Annotated in this window: 21 protein-coding genes; 15 read left to right on the forward strand and 6 right to left on the reverse strand. The window is 59.9% G+C overall.

Translation table 11 applies throughout. From position 1 onward, the window contains the following. The first annotated feature begins 6 nt into the window (after positions 1-6). The 7 genes from LAB08_RS07290 to LAB08_RS07320 all read left to right on the forward strand — a co-directional run bounded on the left by LAB08_RS07290 (position 7) and on the right by LAB08_RS07320 (position 7,044). Positions 7-363 (forward strand): DUF4398 domain-containing protein, encoded by a 357-nt coding sequence (locus LAB08_RS07290; protein ID WP_096512849.1) that lies wholly within the window; start codon positions 7-9, stop codon positions 361-363. Further along, positions 360-1,172, forward strand: coding sequence for an OmpA family protein (locus tag LAB08_RS07295; protein WP_096512848.1), 813 nt, complete (start codon positions 360-362; stop codon positions 1,170-1,172). The genes LAB08_RS07290 and LAB08_RS07295 overlap by 4 nt, the downstream gene beginning before the upstream one ends. A 310-nt stretch (positions 1,173-1,482) precedes the next feature. Further along, the gene (locus LAB08_RS07300; protein ID WP_096512847.1) at positions 1,483-2,922 is read left to right on the forward strand and encodes an aminotransferase-like domain-containing protein; all 1,440 of its coding nucleotides are present in this window, start codon (positions 1,483-1,485) and stop codon (positions 2,920-2,922) included. Positions 2,923-3,021: 99 nt separating this feature from the next. Then, a complete protein-coding gene (locus LAB08_RS07305; RefSeq protein ID WP_121103753.1) occupies positions 3,022-3,489 on the forward strand; it encodes a translation initiation factor 2 in 468 nt (155 codons plus the stop codon). Between the two features lie 165 nt (positions 3,490-3,654). After that, entirely contained in the window at positions 3,655-3,909 is a 255-nt protein-coding gene (locus LAB08_RS07310; protein ID WP_096512846.1) for a YkgJ family cysteine cluster protein, read from the forward strand. Positions 3,910-3,949: 40 nt separating this feature from the next. Next, positions 3,950-4,555 (forward strand): START domain-containing protein, encoded by a 606-nt coding sequence (locus LAB08_RS07315; RefSeq protein WP_096512845.1) that lies wholly within the window; start codon positions 3,950-3,952, stop codon positions 4,553-4,555. A 389-nt stretch (positions 4,556-4,944) separates the two neighbouring features. Beyond that, complete coding sequence (locus LAB08_RS07320) at positions 4,945-7,044, forward strand: LTA synthase family protein (protein ID WP_096512844.1); 2,100 nt, start codon at positions 4,945-4,947, stop codon at positions 7,042-7,044. Between the two features lie 61 nt (positions 7,045-7,105). Here LAB08_RS07320 and LAB08_RS07325 read toward each other — a convergent pair whose 3' ends face one another. Further along, positions 7,106-7,264 (reverse strand): DUF3309 family protein, encoded by a 159-nt coding sequence (locus tag LAB08_RS07325; RefSeq protein ID WP_170948722.1) that lies wholly within the window; start codon positions 7,262-7,264, stop codon positions 7,106-7,108. A 279-nt stretch (positions 7,265-7,543) separates the two neighbouring features. On the opposite strand from LAB08_RS07325, the gene LAB08_RS07330 reads away from it, so the two are divergent. The 3 genes from LAB08_RS07330 (at position 7,544) to csrA (ending at position 9,101) form a co-directional block, all read left to right on the forward strand. After that, entirely contained in the window at positions 7,544-8,359 is an 816-nt protein-coding gene (locus LAB08_RS07330; RefSeq protein ID WP_096512843.1) for an SDR family oxidoreductase, read from the forward strand. 64 nt (positions 8,360-8,423) lie between these two features. Continuing rightward, the gene (locus LAB08_RS07335) at positions 8,424-8,756 is read left to right on the forward strand and encodes a YnfA family protein (RefSeq protein WP_096512842.1); all 333 of its coding nucleotides are present in this window, start codon (positions 8,424-8,426) and stop codon (positions 8,754-8,756) included. A 153-nt stretch (positions 8,757-8,909) separates the two neighbouring features. Further along, positions 8,910-9,101 (forward strand): carbon storage regulator CsrA, encoded by a 192-nt coding sequence (gene csrA / locus LAB08_RS07340; protein WP_096512841.1) that lies wholly within the window; start codon positions 8,910-8,912, stop codon positions 9,099-9,101. Here csrA and LAB08_RS07345 read toward each other — a convergent pair. The 4 genes from LAB08_RS07345 to LAB08_RS07360 form a co-directional block, all read right to left on the reverse strand. Continuing rightward, positions 9,090-9,317 (reverse strand): YheU family protein, encoded by a 228-nt coding sequence (locus LAB08_RS07345; protein ID WP_003199186.1) that lies wholly within the window; start codon positions 9,315-9,317, stop codon positions 9,090-9,092. The two genes, csrA and LAB08_RS07345, sit on opposite strands and share 12 nt — an antisense overlap. Before the next feature lie 182 nt (positions 9,318-9,499). Continuing rightward, positions 9,500-10,690, reverse strand: coding sequence for an osmoprotectant NAGGN system M42 family peptidase (locus LAB08_RS07350; protein ID WP_096512840.1), 1,191 nt, complete (start codon positions 10,688-10,690; stop codon positions 9,500-9,502). Between the two features lie 162 nt (positions 10,691-10,852). Then, positions 10,853-12,598 (reverse strand): N-acetylglutaminylglutamine synthetase, encoded by a 1,746-nt coding sequence (gene ngg / locus LAB08_RS07355; protein WP_096512839.1) that lies wholly within the window; start codon positions 12,596-12,598, stop codon positions 10,853-10,855. Positions 12,599-12,601: 3 nt separating this feature from the next. Continuing rightward, a complete protein-coding gene (locus LAB08_RS07360) occupies positions 12,602-14,374 on the reverse strand; it encodes an N-acetylglutaminylglutamine amidotransferase (RefSeq protein ID WP_096512838.1) in 1,773 nt (590 codons plus the stop codon). 343 nt (positions 14,375-14,717) lie between these two features. On the opposite strand from LAB08_RS07360, the gene LAB08_RS07365 reads away from it, so the two are divergent. From LAB08_RS07365 to LAB08_RS07375, 3 genes are read left to right on the forward strand one after another with little or no spacing between them, the layout of a single operon-like run. Then, positions 14,718-14,921, forward strand: a complete 204-nt coding sequence (locus tag LAB08_RS07365) for a hypothetical protein (protein WP_177409553.1) — start codon at positions 14,718-14,720, stop codon at positions 14,919-14,921. A 36-nt stretch (positions 14,922-14,957) separates the two neighbouring features. Further along, positions 14,958-15,455, forward strand: coding sequence for a dermonecrotic toxin domain-containing protein (locus LAB08_RS07370; RefSeq protein ID WP_367115839.1), 498 nt, complete (start codon positions 14,958-14,960; stop codon positions 15,453-15,455). After that, positions 15,419-15,640, forward strand: coding sequence for a hypothetical protein (locus tag LAB08_RS07375; RefSeq protein ID WP_157755741.1), 222 nt, complete (start codon positions 15,419-15,421; stop codon positions 15,638-15,640). The genes LAB08_RS07370 and LAB08_RS07375 overlap by 37 nt, the downstream gene beginning before the upstream one ends. 5 nt (positions 15,641-15,645) lie before the next feature. On the opposite strand, the gene mnmC is transcribed toward LAB08_RS07375, so the two are convergent. Beyond that, on the reverse strand, positions 15,646-17,628 hold the full coding sequence (mnmC, locus tag LAB08_RS07380; protein ID WP_096512837.1) for a bifunctional tRNA (5-methylaminomethyl-2-thiouridine)(34)-methyltransferase MnmC2/FAD-dependent 5-carboxymethylaminomethyl-2-thiouridine(34) oxidoreductase MnmC1: 1,983 nt from the start codon (positions 17,626-17,628) through the stop codon (positions 15,646-15,648). 203 nt (positions 17,629-17,831) lie between these two features. Here mnmC and pap point away from each other — a divergent pair, with 203 nt between their 5' ends. Continuing rightward, entirely contained in the window at positions 17,832-19,346 is a 1,515-nt protein-coding gene (gene pap / locus LAB08_RS07385) for a polyphosphate:AMP phosphotransferase (RefSeq protein WP_096512836.1), read from the forward strand. Between the two features lie 102 nt (positions 19,347-19,448). Continuing rightward, complete coding sequence (locus tag LAB08_RS07390; protein WP_096512835.1) at positions 19,449-20,633, forward strand: thiolase family protein; 1,185 nt, start codon at positions 19,449-19,451, stop codon at positions 20,631-20,633. Positions 20,634-20,727 lie beyond the last annotated feature (94 nt).

Consider the following 20,727-nt stretch of genomic DNA (forward strand, 5'->3'; position numbering starts at 1 on the left):
TTTTTAGTGAGTATTCGACCTCTTTTCGCTGCCCTGGCCGTTCTGGCTCTGGCGGGTTGTGCAGCCGATCCGGCGCCGAATGAACAAATGCGCCTGACCGCACAGGCACTCGAACAGGCCAAGGCCGTTGGCGCCACGGCCGATGAAGTGCCGGAAATGAAACTGGCCGAAGACAAGTACAATCGCGCCAAGGGCAGCATGGCCGATCAATCCTACAAAAATGCGCGCATGCGCTCCGAGCAGGCCGAGCTTGACGCGCGCCTGGCCGAGGCTCGGGTCCTGACCCTCAAGAGCGAGGAGCAGTTGAACGTACTCAATACCCGCATCACCCGCCTGCGCAAGCAATTGGGGGATACCCAATGAGCCTCGGGTCCAAGATGTTCGGCGGTTTTATCCTGGCAGGTTGCGCGAGTCTTTACGGCTGCGCCGGTCAGCACAGCGAGGCGGTGTTGCAGCAGGCTGGTGCTGACTTCCAGAAGGTCAAGGAAGATGCCAACGTATTGCGAATCGCGCCCAAGGATGTGATTCGCGCCGGTGAGTCCCTGGCGCGCGCCGACCGGTTATCCAGCTATTGGGGCAGCGGTTCGGATGTCGCGCATTACGCCTACCTGAGTCAACGCTACAGCGAAATCGCCCGCGAGCACACCAATCAGGTGCTCAACGAAGAGCGCGCCGCGAAGCTGGAACTGGAGCGTCAACGCCTGCAACTGGCCTTGCGCGAATCCAAGCTGGTCAACGTACAGCAGCAGGGGAAATGGCTCGAAGAACAGATTGTGGCGCTGGCCACCACCCAGACCGATCGGGGCCTGGTGATGACCCTGGGTGATGTGCTGTTCGACACCGGAGAGGCGGAGCTAAATAACTCGGCCAACCGTGTGGTGTTGAAGATTGTGCAGTTCCTGCAGCTCAACCCCAAGCGCGTGGTGCGCATCGAAGGTTATGCCGACAGTACTGGCGGCAAGCAGGAAAACCTCAAGCTGTCCCGTGACCGTGCGCAATCGGTGGCGGATGTGCTGATGGACCTGGGTATCGAAGACAAGCGTATTCAGGTCGAAGGTTATGGCGATGAGTACCCGGTGGACGCCAACGCTTCCGAGCGGGGGCGTGCACAGAACCGTCGGGTGGAAATTGTGTTCTCCGACGAAAAAGGCCAGCTCGGCGCCGCCCGCTGATAACGGCTTCCCATTGAAACCTCAATCTCTGTAGGAGCCGGCTTGCTGGCGATCACATCACCGCGGTGTTTCAGAGGAGCCGAAGTGATGCCATCGCCAGCAAGCCGGCTCCTACAAGCCCGGCCTGCCAGTCAGTGCCGGGTTTTTTTGTGCCTGCCAAACAGTCGAGCTTTCCGATAAAAGCAGTACAGATTTTGCTGACACTGCACTGTACGGTCGACTATTGTGGCAACTGTCCCCGTACACTTCTAAACTGTTCCGGTATCGTTTCCTACAAGAATAAAATGCCTGTGAAATCGAGTGCTGCGTCATGACCAATCTCTTGCTCTACCAACGTATTGCTCAGCAACTGGCTGAAGACATCCGCCGCGGTGTGTATCAACCTGGAGAGCGCGTGCCTTCGGTACGCAAGATGAGCTCGCAGCTCAATGTCAGCCATGCCACCGTGTTACAGGCCTATGCCAACCTCGAAGACCAGGGGTTGATCCGTGCCCGGCCGCAGTCGGGTTATTACGTGCACCAGACGCCGGCCCTGACCGCACCGACGCCGGACATTGCCCGGGTCGAGCGTCCAGGCCTGGTCACCCGCAGCAGCATCATCCAGCAGGTACTGGTCGAATCCCGCCGCGAAGGTGTGTTCCCGTTGGGCGCCGCGGTGCCGAGCGTCGACTATCTGCCGGTACGGGCGCTGCATCAGCAACTGGCCAAGGTCACCCGTTTCCATAGTCCCCGTGCATTCAGCTACATGTTCAGCCCCGGTTTCGAGCCGCTGCGCCGACAAGTGGCCATCCGCATGCGCGATGCCGGGGTGGTGGTCGACCCGTCGGAAGTGGTGATCACCCACGGCTGCGTCGATGCCTTGCAAATGTCCTTGCGAGTGCTGACCCGGCCGGGCGATCTCATCGCTGCCGAATCGCCGACCTACTACGGTTTGTTGCAACTGGCGGATCTGCTGGGGCTCAAGGTCATCGAGATCCCCAGCGATCCCTCCACCGGCATGAGCCTCGAAGCCCTGCAACTGGCCGCCAACCAATGGTCGATCAAGGCGCTGGTGCTGACCACGCGCCTGAGCAATCCGTTGGGCGGCACCATGCCCGAAGAGCGGCAGAAACAATTGTTGCGCCTGGCATCGGATTTCGACATTCAGGTGGTCGAGGACGACATCTACGGCGAACTGATGTTCGAGCAGGGGCGCACCAAGGCGCTCAAGGCCTACGACCGGCTGGATCGGGTGATCTATTGCTCGAGCTTCTCCAAAACCCTGTCGCCCGGTGTGCGGATCGGCTGGATGATTGCCGGCAAGTATCAACAGGAAATTCAGCGCTTGCAGACCTTCAGCACCCATTCGGCCTGCAGCGTCACGCAGATGGGCATTGCCGCTTATCTGGAGAATGGCGGTTACGACCGGCATTTGCGTTATATCCGTCAGGAATACCGCAAGAACCTCAGTGCCTTCCAATTGGCAGTGCAGCAGTATTTCCCGGAAGGCACGCAAATGACGCGGCCGACCGGCGGTTTCATTTTGTGGGTGAGCCTGCCGGGGCGAGTCAATACCCAGGAGCTGCACGTGCGTGCGTTGCAGCAGGGCATCAGTATTGCGCCGGGGCTGATTTTCAGTAACACCGAGCAGTTCAATCACTGTATTCGACTGAACTGTGGCATTCCCTGGAATCGGGAAGCCGAACGCGCATTGATGACCTTGGGCATGCTGGCCACTCAACTCTGCCAGGAGATGGCCGGCGGCTTTTGATCGGGCGGGCGGGTTATTGCTGCCCGTGCTTGTCATGGCGTCTGCAACAGGCGAGCATATGGCCCCTCTGTCGTTTGCGCGATGTGCGCCGTTGGATCCATGAAACCGATTTTTACTGCCGCCTGGTTGTTGATCTGTCTGTTAGTCAGCGCTCAGCCGGTATCCGTTATGGCCGCTTCCGATCAGGAGAAGCCGGCGGCAAACACACCTTCAAAGAAAAATACGCCCATCCAGAAAACTGCACCGGTCAAAAAGAAAGCGGCTGCGGAAAAAAAACGCCCACCGATCGTCTCCAAGTCGAAACCGGCCAGTGAAGTGGTGAAGACCCAACTCCCTCCCGCCGACCTTGATTTGAGCCTGCCCAAGGACATGGTCGATGAGTTGAAACCGATCGGCACCGTGCCATTACCCAAGCGCGAACCGGTGTTGCCGCAAATGTTCGGTGACAAGAGCAGTCAGTTCCAGCTCAACGGTCGCTTGATCAGCAACGAAATGCAGTTGCAAATGCGCAACGAAGAGCGCCGTGAAGTCGAAGGCGCAGCGTTGGAATTCGAATTCAAGCGGTAAATCCAGACAGTTCGTAACCCGCCGGGTAGACGCTTTGTCGGAGACTGCCCGGTCACACCCCTTTGCGTGGAAAAACCCGCGGCCCGGTAATTTAAAACAACTGTTTTAGCGGTTACTCTGTGCCCCGTCCGTTTACACATTGCCCGTCGCGAGGAGCTCGTCGTCATGAAATGCCGTGAAGGCTGTGGCGCCTGTTGTATTGCCCCATCCATCAGTTCACCCATTCCCGGTATGCCCAACGGCAAAGCCGCCGGGGAACGTTGCCTGCAACTGTCTGCCGAGAATCTGTGCAATATTTTCGGTCAACCGGAGCGTCCGGCGGTGTGCTCGGCCTTTGAAGCTGATCCCGAGGTGTGCGGGAGCAGTAGTGAAGAAGCGATCCGGCTACTGGGCTGGTGGGAGCAGATGACCGCCGCGTGATGTGTCAACGAACGGAACTTCAACAATAAGGAATAAGACTATGGGTTCGCTGCATCGTATGGCTGTTCTGTGTGGGTTGTCGGCTGTATTGGCCACTTCGTTCGCCCAGGCCGAAGACTGGAAAGTCGCTAAAAACGAAGACGGCATCAAGGTGTCCCTGAGTGAAGTGGCCGGTTCCGATTACAAGGCTTATCAGGGTGTCACCCTGATGAAAACCACCGTGGCCAAACTGCGCGCATTGCAGGAAGACGCGGCTGGCGCCTGTGCCTGGATTCACGAGTGCAAAACCCAGAAGTTGCTCAAGCACGAAGGCGATCAGAGCTGGACCTACACCCAATTCAATACACCATGGCCGGTCACCCCGCGCGATTCGGTGCTGCATGTCACCACCATCGAAGGCGCCGACGGCAGCCTGACCCGCAAGCTCGAAGGCGTGCCCAAGTACCTCCCTGAAGAAAAAGGCTTTGTGCGGGTTGCCAAGGTCGACGGCTTTTGGAAGTTCGTTCCCAAGGGCGATCAGGTTGAAGTGACCTATCAGGTACACACCGAGCCGGGCGGCAGCGTGCCGTCGATGGTTGCTAATAAATTCGTGGTCGATGCGCCGTTCGATACCTTGAAAAACCTCAAGGCTCGCGCTGAGAAATAAGTGCGATATCGATTTGCCCTCTGTAGGAGCGAGCCTGCTCGCGATGGACGTCAACGATAACGCGCGCGGTCTGAATGATCGCGTTGTTCGGGCGTTTTTCGCGAGCAGGCTCGCTCCCACAGGTATGAAGTGGCCGCACGCCCCCCTGTAATCCAACACCCCATCAAAGCCTTTATTGTGTTTCCAGATATGCGTTGCACAAAATTTTCACAAAGGCTCCAAGACAATTCGCGCGCGCCGGCATGACCTGTCAGTAATCAATGGCAATGCCGCGATCGATCGTGCACCATTTGCGCACCGCGCAAACCCCGGGGCCAAGTAGTGGCCAACAGAGGGCAGGGCGCAGCTGAATTTTTGAAACTTCAACTTCCAATGGGTCCTAAAACGACATGGCAATTCCGGACGCCCTGAATCAGCAGCGAGCTTCTAGTCGCCTGCTGCAACCGACCGTCAAATCGCATCTGGCCTACACGTTGTTGTGCGCGCTGGTCATGATGGTGATGTTTTCCGCGCTGCGCCTCGCGCTGCTGGTCTACAACCGCGAAATGATCCTCAACACACCGGCCTCGACCTTTGTCGAAGCGTTTGCCAACGGCCTGCGTTTCGACCTGCGTCTGGTGGTGTACCTGAGCGTTCCGTTACTGCTGGCGCTGTTCAGCGCGCGGGCCATGGCGGCGCGCGGGTTCTTCCGTTTTTGGCTGACGGTGGCCTCCAGCATCGCGCTGTTCCTGGGCCTGATGGAGATGGACTTCTACCGTGAATTCCACCAGCGCCTGAACGGCCTGGTCTTCCAGTATGTGAAGGAAGACCCGAAAACCGTGATGAGCATGCTCTGGTACGGTTTCCCTGTGGTCCGCTACCTGCTGGCCTGGGCCGTCGGCACCTGGATCCTCAGCCTGGCATTCAAGGGCGCCGACCGTGCCACCCGTCCCCGTGGCCCCTTCAGTGGCGGCAGCATCAGCACACGCCAGGTCGCTCCCTGGTATGTACGCATCATGGTGTTCGCGGTTTGCCTGCTGATCTGCGTGGTCGCGGCCCGTGGCACCTTGCGTCAAGGCCCGCCAATGCGTTGGGGGGACGCCTACACCACCGATTCCAACTTTGCCAACCAGTTGGGCCTCAACGGCACGCTTTCCCTGGCGGCGGCGGCGAAGGACCGGATGTCCCAGGATCGCGACAACATCTGGAAAGCCACGTTGCCACAACCGATGGCGCAGCAGACCGTGCGTGACATGCTGCTGATGAAAGACGACAAACTGGTGGATGGCGAGACCGCCGCGGTGCGTCGCGACTACACGCCACCGGCCGACAAGACCCTGCCGATCAAGAACGTCGTTGTGATCCTGATGGAAAGCATGGCCGGTCACTCGGTGGGCGCACTGGGCGCACCGGGTAATATCACGCCATACATGGACAAACTGGCGAAGGAAGGCCTGCTGTTTGACCGCTTCTTCTCCAACGGTACCCATACCCATCAGGGCATGTTCGCCACCATGGCGTGCTTCCCGAACCTGCCGGGTTTTGAATACCTGATGCAGACCCCGGAAGGCAGCCACAAACTGTCCGGCCTGCCGCAGTTGCTCAGCGCCCGCAAATACGACGACGTATACGTCTACAACGGTGACTTCGCCTGGGACAATCAGTCGGGTTTCTTCAGCAACCAGGGCATGACCAACTTCATCGGGCGTAACGACTTCGTCAACCCGGTGTTCTCGGATCCGACCTGGGGCGTGTCCGACCAGGACATGTTCAACCGTGGCCTGGAAGAGCTGAAAGCCCGCGACGGCAAAGATAAGAAACCGTTCTATGCCTTGCTGCAAACCCTGTCCAACCACACTCCGTACGCCTTGCCGACGCCATTGCCGGTCGAGCGCGTGACCGATCGCGGCAGCCTGAACGAACATTTGACCGCCATGCGATACGCCGACTGGGCGCTGGGTCAGTTCTTCGAACAGGCTCGCAAGGAGCCGTACTTCAAGGAAACCCTGTTTGTCGTTGTCGGCGACCACGGTTTTGGCAACGAGCGTCAAATCACCGAAATGGACCTGGGTCGTTTCAATGTGCCGATGCTGATGATCGCACCGGGCATCCAGGAAAAGTTTGGCAAGCTGGATCACACCGTCGGTACTCAAGTCGACATCGTGCCGACCATCATGGGCCGGATCGGCGGGGAAGTGCGCCATCAGTGCTGGGGCCGCGACCTGCTGAACCTGCCTGAAGGCGATACCGGTTTTGGCGTGATCAAGCCATCGGGGAGCGAGCAGACCACGGCCATCGTGACGGCTGACCAGATTCTGGTGCTGCCGAAGGACAAGGACATGGCGCCGAAGATGTACCAGTACGAACTGGGCGCCAACCCGCACGCCGAAGTGATACCGGATGCACCGCGTACCGCCGAGATGAAAACCAAGCTGGAAGCGTTCCTGCAAACGGCGACCAAGAGCCTGCTGGATAACACCGCCGGTGTTGTCGATGGCAAGCCGGATTAAGTAGCAACGCAATAAAAAGAGGCCCCTTCAAAAGGGCCTCTTTTTTTTGCCGGTCAGTTCTTCATATCTTGCCGAGTAACAACAGGATCAGTATCACCACCAACACCACACCGATGATACCGGACGGGCCATAACCCCAACTTCTGGAGTGCGGGAAGACCGGCAGACCACCGATCAGTAACAGGATCAGAATGATGAGTAGAATTGTGCCCATGTCTATTTCCTTGCTGTAAGAGTTCAGGAATGACCTAGTCGTTAATGGTCAGCGGGAATGCAATTAATTCGAGCTGCTTAAAAAATCCGACTGTTGCGCATCGAAGAAAATTCCAAGTTTTTTTATGTTTTTCGAGCAATGGACTATTTCGTCTCCACTGGCGTTAGTTGTGGGCGACGCGTCCAGGGTTTGCTCGGGCCATTCAGCAATCTGATGGAGCGTGGGTCGGCCGGTATCCTTCGCTACACTCGACGCATCTTCCCCGGAACAACAAGGCTGTTTGCTATGCAAAATCGCATGATGATCACTGGTGCGGGCTCTGGCCTGGGTCGCGAAATCGCGCTGCGCTGGGCGCGCGAAGGCTGGCAGCTGGCCTTGTCCGACGTCAGCGAGCCCGGCCTGCAGGAAACCCTGAAGCAGGTGCGCGAAGCTGGCGGTGACGGTTTCATCCAGCGTTGCGACGTGCGCGATTACAGCCAGCTGACCGCCTTCGCACAGGCTTGCGAAGTGAAACTCGGCGGCATCGATGTGATCGTCAACAATGCGGGCGTGGCCTCCGGCGGGTTCTTCAATGAACTGTCCCTGGAAGACTGGGACTGGCAGATCGCGATCAACCTGATGGGGGTGGTCAAGGGTTGCAAGGCCTTCCTGCCGCTCCTGGAAAAGAGCAAAGGCAAGATCATCAACATCGCGTCGATGGCTGCGTTGATGCAAGGCCCGGCCATGAGCAACTACAACGTGGCCAAGGCCGGCGTGGTGGCGTTGTCCGAAAGCCTGCTGATCGAACTGGCGCACCAGGAAGTCGGCGTGCATGTGGTTTGCCCGTCATTCTTCCAGACTAACCTGCTGGATTCATTCCGTGGCCCGACCCCGGCCATGAAGGCCCAGGTCGGCAAGTTGCTGGAAAGTTCGCCCATCAGTGCTGCCGACATCGCCGACTACATCTACCGTCAGGTCGCCGCTGGCGAGTTCATGATCCTGCCTCACGAACAGGGCCGCATGGCCTGGGCGCTCAAGCAGAAGAACCCGCAACTGCTGTACAACGAAATGACGCTGATGGCCGACAAAATGCGCGCCAAGGCCAAACAAACCACAGGCTGAACTTGCCCGCAGGCCGCAGCCTCGTCAGGATGGCCGCCATCGGTCATCCTCGCGAGACAGTTACATGCTCAATTACCTGTGGTTTTTTCTTGCCGCGTTGTTTGAAATCGCCGGTTGCTTCGCGTTCTGGATGTGGCTGCGCCAGGGTAAAAGTTTCTGGTGGGTACTCCCGGCGTTGCTCAGCCTGACCCTGTTCGCCCTGTTGTTGACCCGCATCGAAGCCACCTACGCCGGTCGCGCCTATGCCGCTTACGGCGGTATCTACATCATTGCTTCGATTGGCTGGCTGGCGGTGGTCGAGCGGATCCGTCCGCTGGGCTCGGACTGGATCGGTGTGGCGCTGTGTGTGATCGGAGCGAGCGTCATCCTGTTCGGCCCGCGCTTTTCCGCCTCCTGACGTATCACGCCTTCAACCCAACGACCTGTCAGACGTTTCCGTCAGGGGAGTGGGCCGGCGGCTGTCAGTTCGGTCTGGATTACCGCCGCTGCCTTGTAGGCCAGTCCTGCGCCGGGCATCTTCAAGGTCCGGTAACCCTGAAGGACGAAGGCCATGCTTGTACTCAGTCGCGTTGTAGGCGAATTGATTTCCATCGGTGACACCATTTCCATACGTGTCGTGGCCGTCAACGGGAACACCGTACGTTTCGGCGTCGAGGCGCCGCGCAGTGTCAATGTGCACCGGTCCGAGATCCACGAGCGGATCCAGCGCAAGGAGCCCCGAAAGAAAAAATCAGTCGAATAGATGCTTGGGCACATCGTGCTTGAGCATCAACTGGCATTGCTCGCTTTCCGGGTCGAAGACGATCAATGCCTGGCCCTTGGTCAAAGCCTGGCGCACACGCAGGACACGGGTTTCCAGCGGCGTGTCATCGCCGTTGTCAGTGCCGTCGCGCGTGACGAAATCTTCGATCAGGCGGGTCAGGGTGTCGACTTCAAGTTGGTCGTGGGGAATCAGCATAGGCACCTCGGGTAAACAATGACGGGATGCTACGGCGAATGGGAGGACGCCGCTAGCCTCCAGGCTTTGTGTCGTTTGATCCGGCCCCTTCGCGAGCAGGCTCGCTCCCACAGTGAACCGCGTACTCCTGTGGGAGCGAGCCTGCTCGCGAGGGCGTCAGACCAGACGCTAAAAATCCCGGATCAGCTATCGGATCGCTGCCCCACCAGACTGTCCACCGAAGGCACCCGCGTATCGCTCTCCATCTGCGTGTCATGTTCGAGCTGATGACTGAACCGGTCCAGCGAGCCCTTGGCCGGTTGCGCATCGCTGGCGAACACCGGCGGGCTGAGGATGTAGGCACCGAGCAGGCGGCTGAGGGCGGCCAGGCTGTCGATATGGGTACGTTCGTAGCCATGAGTGGCATCGCAGCCGAAGGCGAGGAGGGCGGTGCGGATGTCGTGGCCGGCCGTCACCGCCGAATGGGCGTCGCTGAAGTAGTAGCGGAACAGGTCGCGGCGTACCGGCAACTCGTTATCGCTGGCCAGGCGCAGCAGGTGTCGTGACAGGTGATAGTCATAGGGGCCACCGGAGTCCTGCATTGCGATACTCACGGCGTGTTCGCTGGAGTGCTGGCCGGGTGCGACGGGTGCGATGTCGATGCCGACGAATTCGCTGACATCCCATGGCAACGCCGCCGCAGCGCCGCTGCCGGTTTCCTCGGTGATGGTGAACAGCGGGTGACAGTCGATCAGCAGTTCTTCGCCGCTGTCGACGATGGCTTTCAGCGCCGCCAGCAGCGCCGCGACACCGGCCTTGTCGTCGAGGTGACGGGCGCTGATATGGCCGCTTTCGGTGAACTCCGGCAAGGGATCGAAGGCCACGAAGTCACCGACGCTGATTCCCAGGGAATCGCAATCGGCACGCGTCGCGCAGTAAGCGTCCAGGCGCAATTCGACGTGGTCCCAACTGATCGGCATTTCATCCACGGCAGTGTTGAACGCGTGCCCGGACGCCATCAGCGGCAACACGCTGCCACGGATCACGCCATTGTCGGTGAACAGGCTCACCCGGCTGCCCTCGGCAAAACGGCTGGACCAGCAGCCGACCGGTGCGAGGGTCAGGCGGCCGTTGTCCTTGATCGCACGCACGGCCGCGCCGATGGTATCCAGGTGTGCCGACACGGCGCGGTCGGGGCTGTTTTTCTTGCCCTTGAGGGTGGCGCGGATGGTGCCGCGACGGGTCATCTCGAACGCAATGTCCAACTCTTCAAGGCGTTCGGCGACATAGCGCACGATGGTATCGGTGAACCCGGTGGGGCTGGGAATGGCGAGCATTTCCAGCAGGACTTTTTGCAGGTAGGCCAGGTCCGGTTCGGGAATTTTGCGGGTCATGGAAACTCCTGATGAGTTGAGGCCATCGATGGTTTCGATGAAGTGAGATCTCTGTTGCCCGTCAAGCCGTCTTCGCGAGCAGGCTCGCTCCCACAGGGGGGCGCGGTTAACTGTGGGAGCGAGCCTGCTCGCGAAGGCAATGGCATGGGCAATACATCAATGTCAGGAAACCGACTGACTGTGCGGAAACAACAAATCCACAAACCGTTCCGCCGTCGGTTGCGGCTCATGGTTGGCCAGTCCGGCGCGTTCGTTGGCTTCGATAAACACGTACTGCGGTTGATCGGCGGCGCAGACCAACAAGTCGAGGCCGACCATGGGAATATCCAGCGCCCGCGCCGCTCGCACGGCGGCATCAAGCAAGGTCGGGTGGAGGATCGCGGTGACATCCTCCAGCACCCCGCCGGTATGCAGATTCGCCGTACGCCGGACGAACAGATGCTCGCCGGCCGGCAGAATGCTGCTGTAGTCGTAGCCGGCTGCATGCAAGGTGCGTTGGGTTTCCGGGTCCAGCGGGATTTTGCTTTCGCCGCCTGTGGCCGCCTGTCGTCGACGACTCTGGGCTTCGATCAGCGCGCCGATGGAGTGTTGACCATCACCCACCACTTCAGCCGGTCGGCGAATTGCAGCGGCCACCACTTCAAAACCAATCACCAGAATCCGCAGGTCGAGGCCCTCGTGGAAACTTTCCAGCAGCACGCGACTGTCGAATCGGCGGGCAGCGTCAATGGCTTGCTGGACGTCTTCGATGGTCTGTAAATCCACCGCCACGCCGTCTCCCTGTTCACCGTCCAGCGGCTTGACCACCACCCTGTGGTGCTCGTCGAGAAACGCCAGGTTGTCATCGGCGTTGCCTGCCAATTGCTGCGCGGGCAGGTTCAATCCCGCACCCTTGAGCACTTTGTGGGTCAGGCTCTTGTCCTGGCACAGCGTCATGCTGATAGCGCTGGTCAGGTCGCTGAGGGACTCGCGGCAGCGCACCCGGCGTCCACCATGGCTGAGGGTGAACATCCCGGCATCGGCGTCATCCACTTGCACATCGATGCCGCGCCGGTGTGCTTCCTCGACGATGATCCGTGCGTACGGGTTGAAGGCGGCTTCGGGGCCGGGGCCGAGAAACAAGGATTGATTGATGCCGTTCTTGCGCTTGATGGCGAAGGTCGAGAGGTTGCGAAAACCGAGCTTGGCGTACAGGTTCTTCGCCTGACGGTTGTCATGCAGCACGGACAGGTCGAGGTAACTCAGCCCGCGGCTCATGAAGTGTTCGATCAAATGCCGCACCAGCACTTCACCGACCCCTGGCCGCGAACAGTGTGGATCGACCGCCAGGCACCACAGGCTGCTGCCGTTTTCCGGATCGTTGAAGGCCTTGTGATGATTGAGGCCCATGACACTGCCGATCACCGCGCCGCTGTCCTCGTCTTCGGCCAGCCAGTACACCGGACCACCCAAGTGGCGCGACGTAAGCAAAGTGGTGTCGATCGGCAACATGCCGCGTGCGTGGTATAGCTGATTGATCGCGCTCCAGTCGGCGTCGCTCTGGGCACGACGGATACGAAACCCGCGAAACACCCGGGTGGCCTGGCGGTAATCGCTGAACCACAGGCGCAAGGTATCGGACGGGTCGAGGAACAGCTGGGTCGGCTCCAGCCCCAGCACCTGTTGGGGGGCGGCGACGTACAACGCAATGTCGCGTTCACCGGGCTGCTCGTTGAGCAGCTCCCGGGCGAGGCTGGCTGCATCGGCAAAGGTGTGACCGATCAACAACCGGCCCCAGCCGCAATGCACCGCGATGGGGGCCGCGCCCAGTTCGCTGCCGTCTTCGGCCAGGCGCGCCTGCAAACGTTCGTAAGAGGGCGCCTGACCGCGCAACAGGCGTTGGTTGATTGCAGTGGAGTGGGGTTTCATCGCTCAGATTCCTTGTTCGCTGAGCCACAGGTTCAGCGCCGCCAGTTGCCACAGTTTGGAACCGCGCAACGGGGTCAATTGGCCTTGCGGGTCGGTCAGCAGGCGGTCGAGCATCGCCGGGTTGAACAGGCCGCGATCCTGACTCGGATCGAGCAGCAGTTCACGCACCCAGTTCAGCGTATCGCCCTGCAAATGCTTGAGACCCGGCACCGGGAAGTAGCCTTTTTTGCGGTCGATCACCTCGCTCGGAATCACCAGCCGTGCCGCCTCCTTGAGCACCTGCTTGCCACCGTCCGGCAGCTTGTACTTGCCCGGTACCCGGGCCGACAGCTCCACCAGGCGGTAGTCGAGAAACGGTGTGCGCGCTTCCAGGCCCCAGGCCATGGTCATGTTGTCGACGCGTTTGACGGGGTCGTCCACCAGCATCACCGTGCTGTCCAGGCGCAGGGCTTTGTCTACCGCGGCGTCGGCCCCCGGTTGTGCGAAATGTTCTTTGACGAAGTCACCGGCGGCGTCGTTCGCTGTCAGCCATTTCGGTTGCACGGTGGCGGCGTAGTCCTCGTAGCTGCGGTCGAAAAAAGCCTCGCGATAAGCCGCGTATGGATCGTCGGCGCCGTCGACCTGCGGATACCAGTGGTAGCCGGCAAACAATTCGTCGGCACCCTGACCGCTCTGCACCACTTTGCAGTGCCTGGCCACTTCCCGCGATAGCAGGTAGAAGGCGATGCAGTCATGGCTGACCATCGGCTCGCTCATCGCGCGGAACGCGGCGGGCAGTTGTTCGATGATCTCTTTTTCGTCGATGCGCAGTTGGTGATGCTGCGTACCGTAGTGTCGGGCGATCAGGTCCGAGTATTGAAACTCGTCGCCGCGTTCGCCGCCGGCATCCTGAAACCCAATGGAAAAGGTCGAGAGATTGTCCACGCCGACTTCGCGCAACAGGCCGACGAGCATGCTCGAGTCGACACCGCCGGACAGCAGCACGCCGACGTCTACCGCCGCCCGCTGACGAATCGCCACCGCGTCACGGGTACTGTCGAGCACCCGGTCGCGCCAGTCTTCGAGGGTCAGGTTCATCTCGTCGGCGTGTGGTCCGTAGGGCAGGGTCCACCAGGTTTTCTGCTCGGTGGTGCCATCCGCTTCAATGCGCATCCAGGTGGCCGGCGCCAGTTTTTCGATACCCGCCAGCAAGGTACGTGGCGCGGGGACCACGGCGTGGAAGTTCAAGTAGTGATTGAGCGCGACCGGATCGAGGATCGGGTTGATGTCGCCGCCCTTGAGCAATGCCGGCAGCGACGAGGCGAAGCGCAGGCGCTGGCCGGTGCGCGACAGATACAGCGGCTTCACGCCGAGGCGGTCGCGAGCAATGAACAGACGTTTGGCATCGCGATCCCAGATGGCGAACGCGAACATGCCATTGAGCTTGGGCAGCAGCGCTTCACCCCAGGCGTGAAAGCCCTTGAGCAGCACTTCGGTATCACCGCCGGAATAGAAGGCATACCCCAGGCTTTCCAGCTCGGTGCGAAGTTCGGGGAAGTTGTAGATTGCGCCGTTGAAGGCCAGGGAAAGTCCCAGTTGATGGTCGATCATCGGCTGCGCCGAGCGGTTCGACAGGTCCATGATTTTCAGGCGTCGATGGCCCAGGGCAATCGGCCCCTGGCTGTGAAAACCCCAGGCGTCAGGACCGCGTGGCGCCAGGTGATGGGTGATTCGCTCAATGGCTGCAAGGTCTGCAGGTTGATCGTCAAAACGTAACTCGCCAGCTAATCCGCACATAATTTCCTTACCGGTTTTTCCGTTGGGGAGGGCAATCGATACCGCGCCAAATCAGCGGGTACTCAGAAACTGACCCGCCTCGGTAGTGGGAGTTTTAGACCGATCGGTTATAAGCAGGCGTTGTCGGACAGGCACAGGCGCGCAGGGCAGTGGCGGTAATTTATGATGTGATGCATGGGAATAGTTGCTTGGATGGGCTCCGATTCGACCCGGTATTGGAATTATCAATCGGCGGCCGAGCTTCATAAACTGAACGGCCCTCAACGCAATAAGGACATTGCTCATGGAGTCCACAACACCCAAGGCTGCCCCTGCGGCGGTACCAATGACACCCGGACAACGTTTGGAAGCGTTGTTGGAACACACAGGCGATCTGGACAAGGCCGAGGTGCTGCAAGCGTCCATTCCGGAATGGCTGGCGAATGCGGATCTGAACGGGGTGCAGGCGCTGAAATCCGCGTTTGAGCAGTCTTTCTGGCTCAAGCCAGGGCCAGGACGGCGCTCGAAAAGCTCAAGCCGCTGGACGAGTTCTGCAAGGAGCAACTGACCGCTTTCCTCAACGGGACTGTTCCCTATCGGCTACTTGAACAACGCAGGCACTCTCTCACGCAGCTTGCTCCACGCGGCCATGGAAAACTTCACTTCCGGGGAAGCGAAGATCGGTGGGATGGCGGCGGGATCAGTGATACGAATCGATGCCAAGTCTCAATCAGACACTGTGATTACCCCTGAAAAATTCGCGACGCTCTGTCGCGAACTCGACCTGGGTGCCCGTTATCAGCGCCATATCGACGAGGCCCTGGCGTTGCCGGCCAAACCGGTAAAAGGCGCACCTGTCGATGATCGAGCTTCCGCCGCTGACATCCGGCGTTTGAAGGTGCTGGACATGCAAGTCGCCCTTCACATGGCCTACCTGAAAAAGCACATCACCCAGGCTGCCTGCACGATGCTGCTGAGCGCAATCGAACAGGACGCCCCTGCGCTGCAGAAGCATCTGCTGAACTATCGACTTACATCAGTGGCCGCACGTTCTGGAGCGAATTCTTGCGACAGCACCATGGCAAACAGTTCAACGACCTGACTGCGCCTTTTCACGTGCGGATGGAGACAGCCGCTGAAAACGACCCGACGTTTGGCGTGGACTACCTAACAGAAGTGGGCAGTATTGCAGCCGAACAAAACAGGACTGAGAACGCCTTGTTGAAGCGTCTGACCGAGGCAGCCATGCAGGCTGACGCGTCGAAGACCTGCTTTGCGCTGGATTGAACGTCTCAGGCCTTGCCTCGAATCAAGCGGCGCAAGGCAAAGCGGTTCGGATGACAGGCCTCTGCCACGGTCCTGGGCAATGGCAGCGGTTCGTTATCCAGCCACGCAGCGATCAATTCGCCTGACAACGGCGCGGTGATCAGTCCTCTGGAACCATGGCCGCTGTTGACGTACAAGCCGTCCAGCCATGGGCAAGGGATGTCCGGGGTTTGCCGGGCATCCTTGCTCAAGACGCTGTAGGCGTCGACGAATGCCGAGCTGTCGGCCAAGGGGCCGACAATCGGCAAGTAATCCGGGCTGGTGCAGCGAAACGCTGCGCGACCTTCAAGTGCTTCAGGCTGCAAGGTGTCCGCGCCGAGCCGGGCGACCAGATCCAGCGAGATTTCTTCGAGCATCTGCAAGTTGCCGGCATGCTCGGCCGCTGTAGGTGTCAGGTCGTCATTGTTGAAATCGAAACTGGCACCCAGCGTATGTTCACCCAATCGTGCCGGAGCAACATAACCTTCGGCGCAGACCACGGTACTCAGGCTTTGGCTTTCATGTGTCTGGTGCAAACGAGTGATCTGCCCGCGAATGCGTTTGAGCGGCAACTCGCTGCTGTACGGGAAGCGCTTGATCTCGGCAGCACCGGCCAATACCACCACAGGAGCATCGGCCAGTAACCTGTCGCCATCCCACGCTTGCCACCGCCCGTCCAAACGGCGCAGTTCCAGCACTTCGTGATGCGTCTGCAACTGAATGTTCGATTGCGCCGCCTGCCATTGGCACAAGGCAGGCGGATTTACCCAACCGCCTTCGGGGTAAAACAGGCCACCTGATGGCAGCGCGATACCGGCGCGAGCCTCGGCCTGCGATTGATCGAGCCTGTGCAGCAAGCCTTCGGGAAAGGCTGCCGCCAATTGCGCCTGACGTTCGGCTTCCTTTTCGTTGAACGCCAGTTGCAAGACACCGCAATCGTCCCAATCCACGCCCCGTTGCAACTGCTCGAGCAAGCGTCGGGTGTAACCGAATCCACTGACAATCAGTTGCGACAACGCCGTGCCATGGGCCGATAGCTTGAGGTAAAGCACGCCCTGAGGGTTGCCCGAGGCTTCCTGCGCCAGTGCATCGTGACGCTCCAGCAGATTCACTTGCCAACCCCGTGCAGCCAGACTGGCCGCTGTCGCACAGCCGGCCAGGCCGGCTCCGATCACCAGTGCTCGACGTTTACCGGCCAGCGCCGCCGGGCGCGCAAACCACGGTTTGGCCACGGCAGGTGCCGGGATTTCTGCAGGCCAGCCGATGAACGTGCCCCGCAGGATTTCCCATTTGTGGCCAATGCCCGGCGTACGTTTCATCTTGAAACCGGCGGCGTTGAGCAAGCGCCGTACCCAACCGGTGCTGGTGAAGGTGCTGATGGTCGATTCGGGCGCCGCCAGCCTTGCCAGTTCGGCAAACAGTTCGGCGGTCCACATGTCCGGGTTTTTCGCCGGGGCGAAGCCATCGAGAAACCAGGCGTCGATTTGCGCATCCAGTTGTGGCAACTGCTCCAGTGCATCGCCGATCAGCAGGGTGAGGGTGACGCGACCGCCATCGAGCACCAGCCGCTGAAAGCCTTGATGAATGGCTACGTACTGCGCCAGCAGCTGGTCGGCAAACACCTTGAGTTCCGGCCACAACGCCAGCGCCCGTTGCAGGTCAGGCAGGCTCAACGGGTACTTTTCGACGCTGACAAAATGCAGTCGCGCATCGGTCGCCGCATGTTGTTCGAACACTTGCCAGGCGCACAGAAAATTCAGCCCCGTCCCGAAACCGGTCTCGCCGATGACCAGGCGACCGCCTTGCGGCAAGGCGGCAAAGCGCTCGGCCAAACGGTTCTGTTCGATGAACACGTAGCGGGTTTCGTCCAGCCCCGATTGATCGGAGAAGTACACATCATCGAACACTCGCGAATACGGGCGTCCCTGGTCGTCCCAGTCGAGCTGGGCGTGGGGCATTACAGGTTTCATGGCAGGCTCGGCAACGGCAAGGTGGCCATTCTAGCCGATCGCGGGCCAGGTGCCTGATCCCGTAGGAGCAAGCTTGCTCGCGATGGACGTTAACGATGACGCGTGCTTACTGAATAAACGCACCGCTCTTGAGTTCATCGCGAGCAAGCTCGCTCCTACAGGGTCTATCCGCTAGTCTTCTCACATCTGGAAGGGAGCCATCCATGTTCGAATCCGCCGAAATCGATCACGCCATCGACAAAGAAACCTACGAGGCCGAAGAGCCGGCCCTGCGCGAAGCCTTGCTCGAAGCACAGTTCGAACTTCAGCAGCAGAAACGCTTCCCGGTGATCATCCTGATCAACGGCATCGAAGGTGCCGGCAAGGGCGAGACGGTCAAGTTGCTCAATGAATGGATGGACCCGCGTCTGATCGAGGTCCGCACCTTCGATCAGCAAACCGACGAAGAGCTGGCGCGGCCACCGGCCTGGCGCTATTGGCGAATGCTCCCGGCCAAGGGCCGCATGGGGATTTTCTTCGGCAACTGGTACAGCCAGATGTTGCAGGGGCGGGTCCATGGGGAGTTCAAGGACCCTCGGCTGGATCAGGCGATCAATGCCGCCGAACGCCTGGAAAAAATGTTGTGCGATGAAGGCGCACTGATTTTCAAGTTCTGGTTCCACCTGTCAAAGAAACAGATGAAAGCGCGCCTCAAGGCGCTGGCCGATGATCCGCTGCACAGCTGGCGTATCAGCCCGCTGGACTGGCAGCAGTCGCAAACCTATGACCGGTTTGTGAAGTTCGGCGAACGGGTACTGCGTCGCACCAGCCGGGACTATGCCCCCTGGCATGTGATCGCCGGAATGGATGCGCACTATCGCAGCCTGGTGGTGGGGAAACTTTTGCTCGAAGGCCTGCAAGCCGCATTGCAACGTCCGAAAATCCACCCGGAAAAAGTCAGCGCCGCACCGGTGCTCCCCAGCGTTGACCAAGTGAACCTGCTCGACAGCCTCGACCTGGCCTCGTGTCTCACCAAGGACGATTATGAAGAACAGTTGATCACCGAGCAGGCGCGGTTTTCCGGGTTGATGCGCGACAAGCGCATGCGCCGCCACGCACTGATGGCGGTGTTCGAAGGCAATGACGCGGCGGGCAAGGGCGGAGCGATTCGCCGGGTGGCGGCGGCACTGGATCCGCGCCAGTACAACATCGTGCCGATTGCCGCGCCGACCGAAGAGGAACGGGCTCAACCGTACCTCTGGCGTTTCTGGCGGCATATTCCGGCGCGGGGCAAATTTACCGTGTTCGATCGCTCCTGGTATGGCCGGGTGTTGGTCGAGCGCGTCGAAGGCTTTTGCAGCCCGGCGGACTGGTTGCGCGCCTACAGTGAAATCAACGACTTCGAAGAACAGGTCACCGACGCCGGGGTGATCGTGGTCAAGTTCTGGCTGGCCATCGACAAGCAGACGCAACTGGAGCGCTTCCAGGAGCGCGAGGAAATACCCTTCAAGCGCTTCAAGATCACCGAGGACGATTGGCGCAATCGCGACAAATGGGATGACTATCGCACCGCCGTCGGCGACATGGTCGACCGCACCAGCACCGAGATCGCGCCGTGGACCCTGGTGGAAGCCAATGACAAGCGCTGGGCACGGGTCAAGGTCCTGCGCACGATCAACCGTGCGCTGGAAGAAGCCTTCGAAAAGTCCGACAAACAAGCACGCAAGGGTAAGAAGTGAGGCGATGGTTGCGCATACGCGGGGTGAATGATTGTCGCGGTCGGTAATTGGGTGGGCTTATGCTCGGTTCACTCTAAACCGACAACAACAATGAGGTATGCCATGCGTGAAGTGGTGATCGTCGACAGCGTGCGGACCGGCCTGGCCAAATCCTTTCGCGGAAAATTCAATCAGACCCGCCCGGACGACATGGCCGCGCACTGCGTCAATGCATTGCTGGCGCGCACCGGCATCGATCCGGCCAGCGTCGAGGACTGCATCGTCGGTGCCGGCTCCAACGAAGGGGCACAGGGCTTCAACATCGGTCGCAATGTCGCCGTATTGTCGCGACTGGGTATCGGCACCGCCGGCATGACGCTCAACCGTTTCTGCTCGTCGGGCTTGCAGGCGATTGCTATCGCCGCCAATCAGATCGCCTCGGGTTGCAGCGACATCATCGTCGCCGGCGGCGTCGAGTCGATCAGCCTGACCATGAAAAGCGTCAACACCGACCATCTGATCAACCCGCTGCTCAAGGAGCAGGTGCCGGGTATCTACTTCCCGATGGGGCAGACGGCCGAAGTCGTCGCGCGCCGCTACAACGTCAGCCGCGAAGAACAGGATCTGTACGCCCTGCAAAGCCAGCAGCGCACCGCCCAGGCGCAGGCCGCGGGATTGTTCGACGATGAAATCGTGCCGATGGCGGTGAAATACCGTGTCGAAGACAAGGCTACCGGCCAGGTGCAGATCCTCGACGGTATCGTTGATCGCGATGACTGCAACCGCCCCGACACCACGCTGGAAAGCCTGGCCGGGTTGAAGCCGGTATTCGCCGAAGACGGTTCGGTCACCGCCGGCAACTCTTCGCAGCTGTCTGACGGTGCTTCCATGACGCTGGTGATGAGCCTGGAAAAAGCCCTGGCGCTGGGCTTGAAACCCAAGGCGTTCTTCCGCGGGTTCACCGTGGCGGGTTGTGAGCCGGATGAAATGGGCATCGGTCCGGTTTTTTCCGTGCCGAAGCTGCTCAAGGCCAAAGGCTTGCAGATCAGCGATATCGACTTGTGGGAACTCAACGAAGCGTTCGCTTCGCAGTGCCTGTACGCACGCAATCGATTGGAGATCGATAACGACAAGTACAACGTCAATGGCGGCTCGATTTCCATTGGCCACCCGTTCGGCATGACCGGTTCGCGTCAGGTCGGGCACATCGTTCGTGAATTGCAGCGGCGCAATCTGCGGTACGGCATCGTGACCATGTGCGTGGGCGGTGGGATGGGGGCTACGGGGTTGTTTGAGGCAGTGCGGTAACACCTTGAGCTTTTGCAGCGACTGACAAATAGCTTTCGCGAGCAGGCTCGCTCCCACAGGGATCTGTAGTGCGACAGAGATCCACTGTGGGAGC

Origin of the sequence: Pseudomonas izuensis (assembly GCF_002356535.2) — a bacterium.
GTDB lineage: Bacteria > Pseudomonadota > Gammaproteobacteria > Pseudomonadales > Pseudomonadaceae > Aquipseudomonas > Aquipseudomonas izuensis.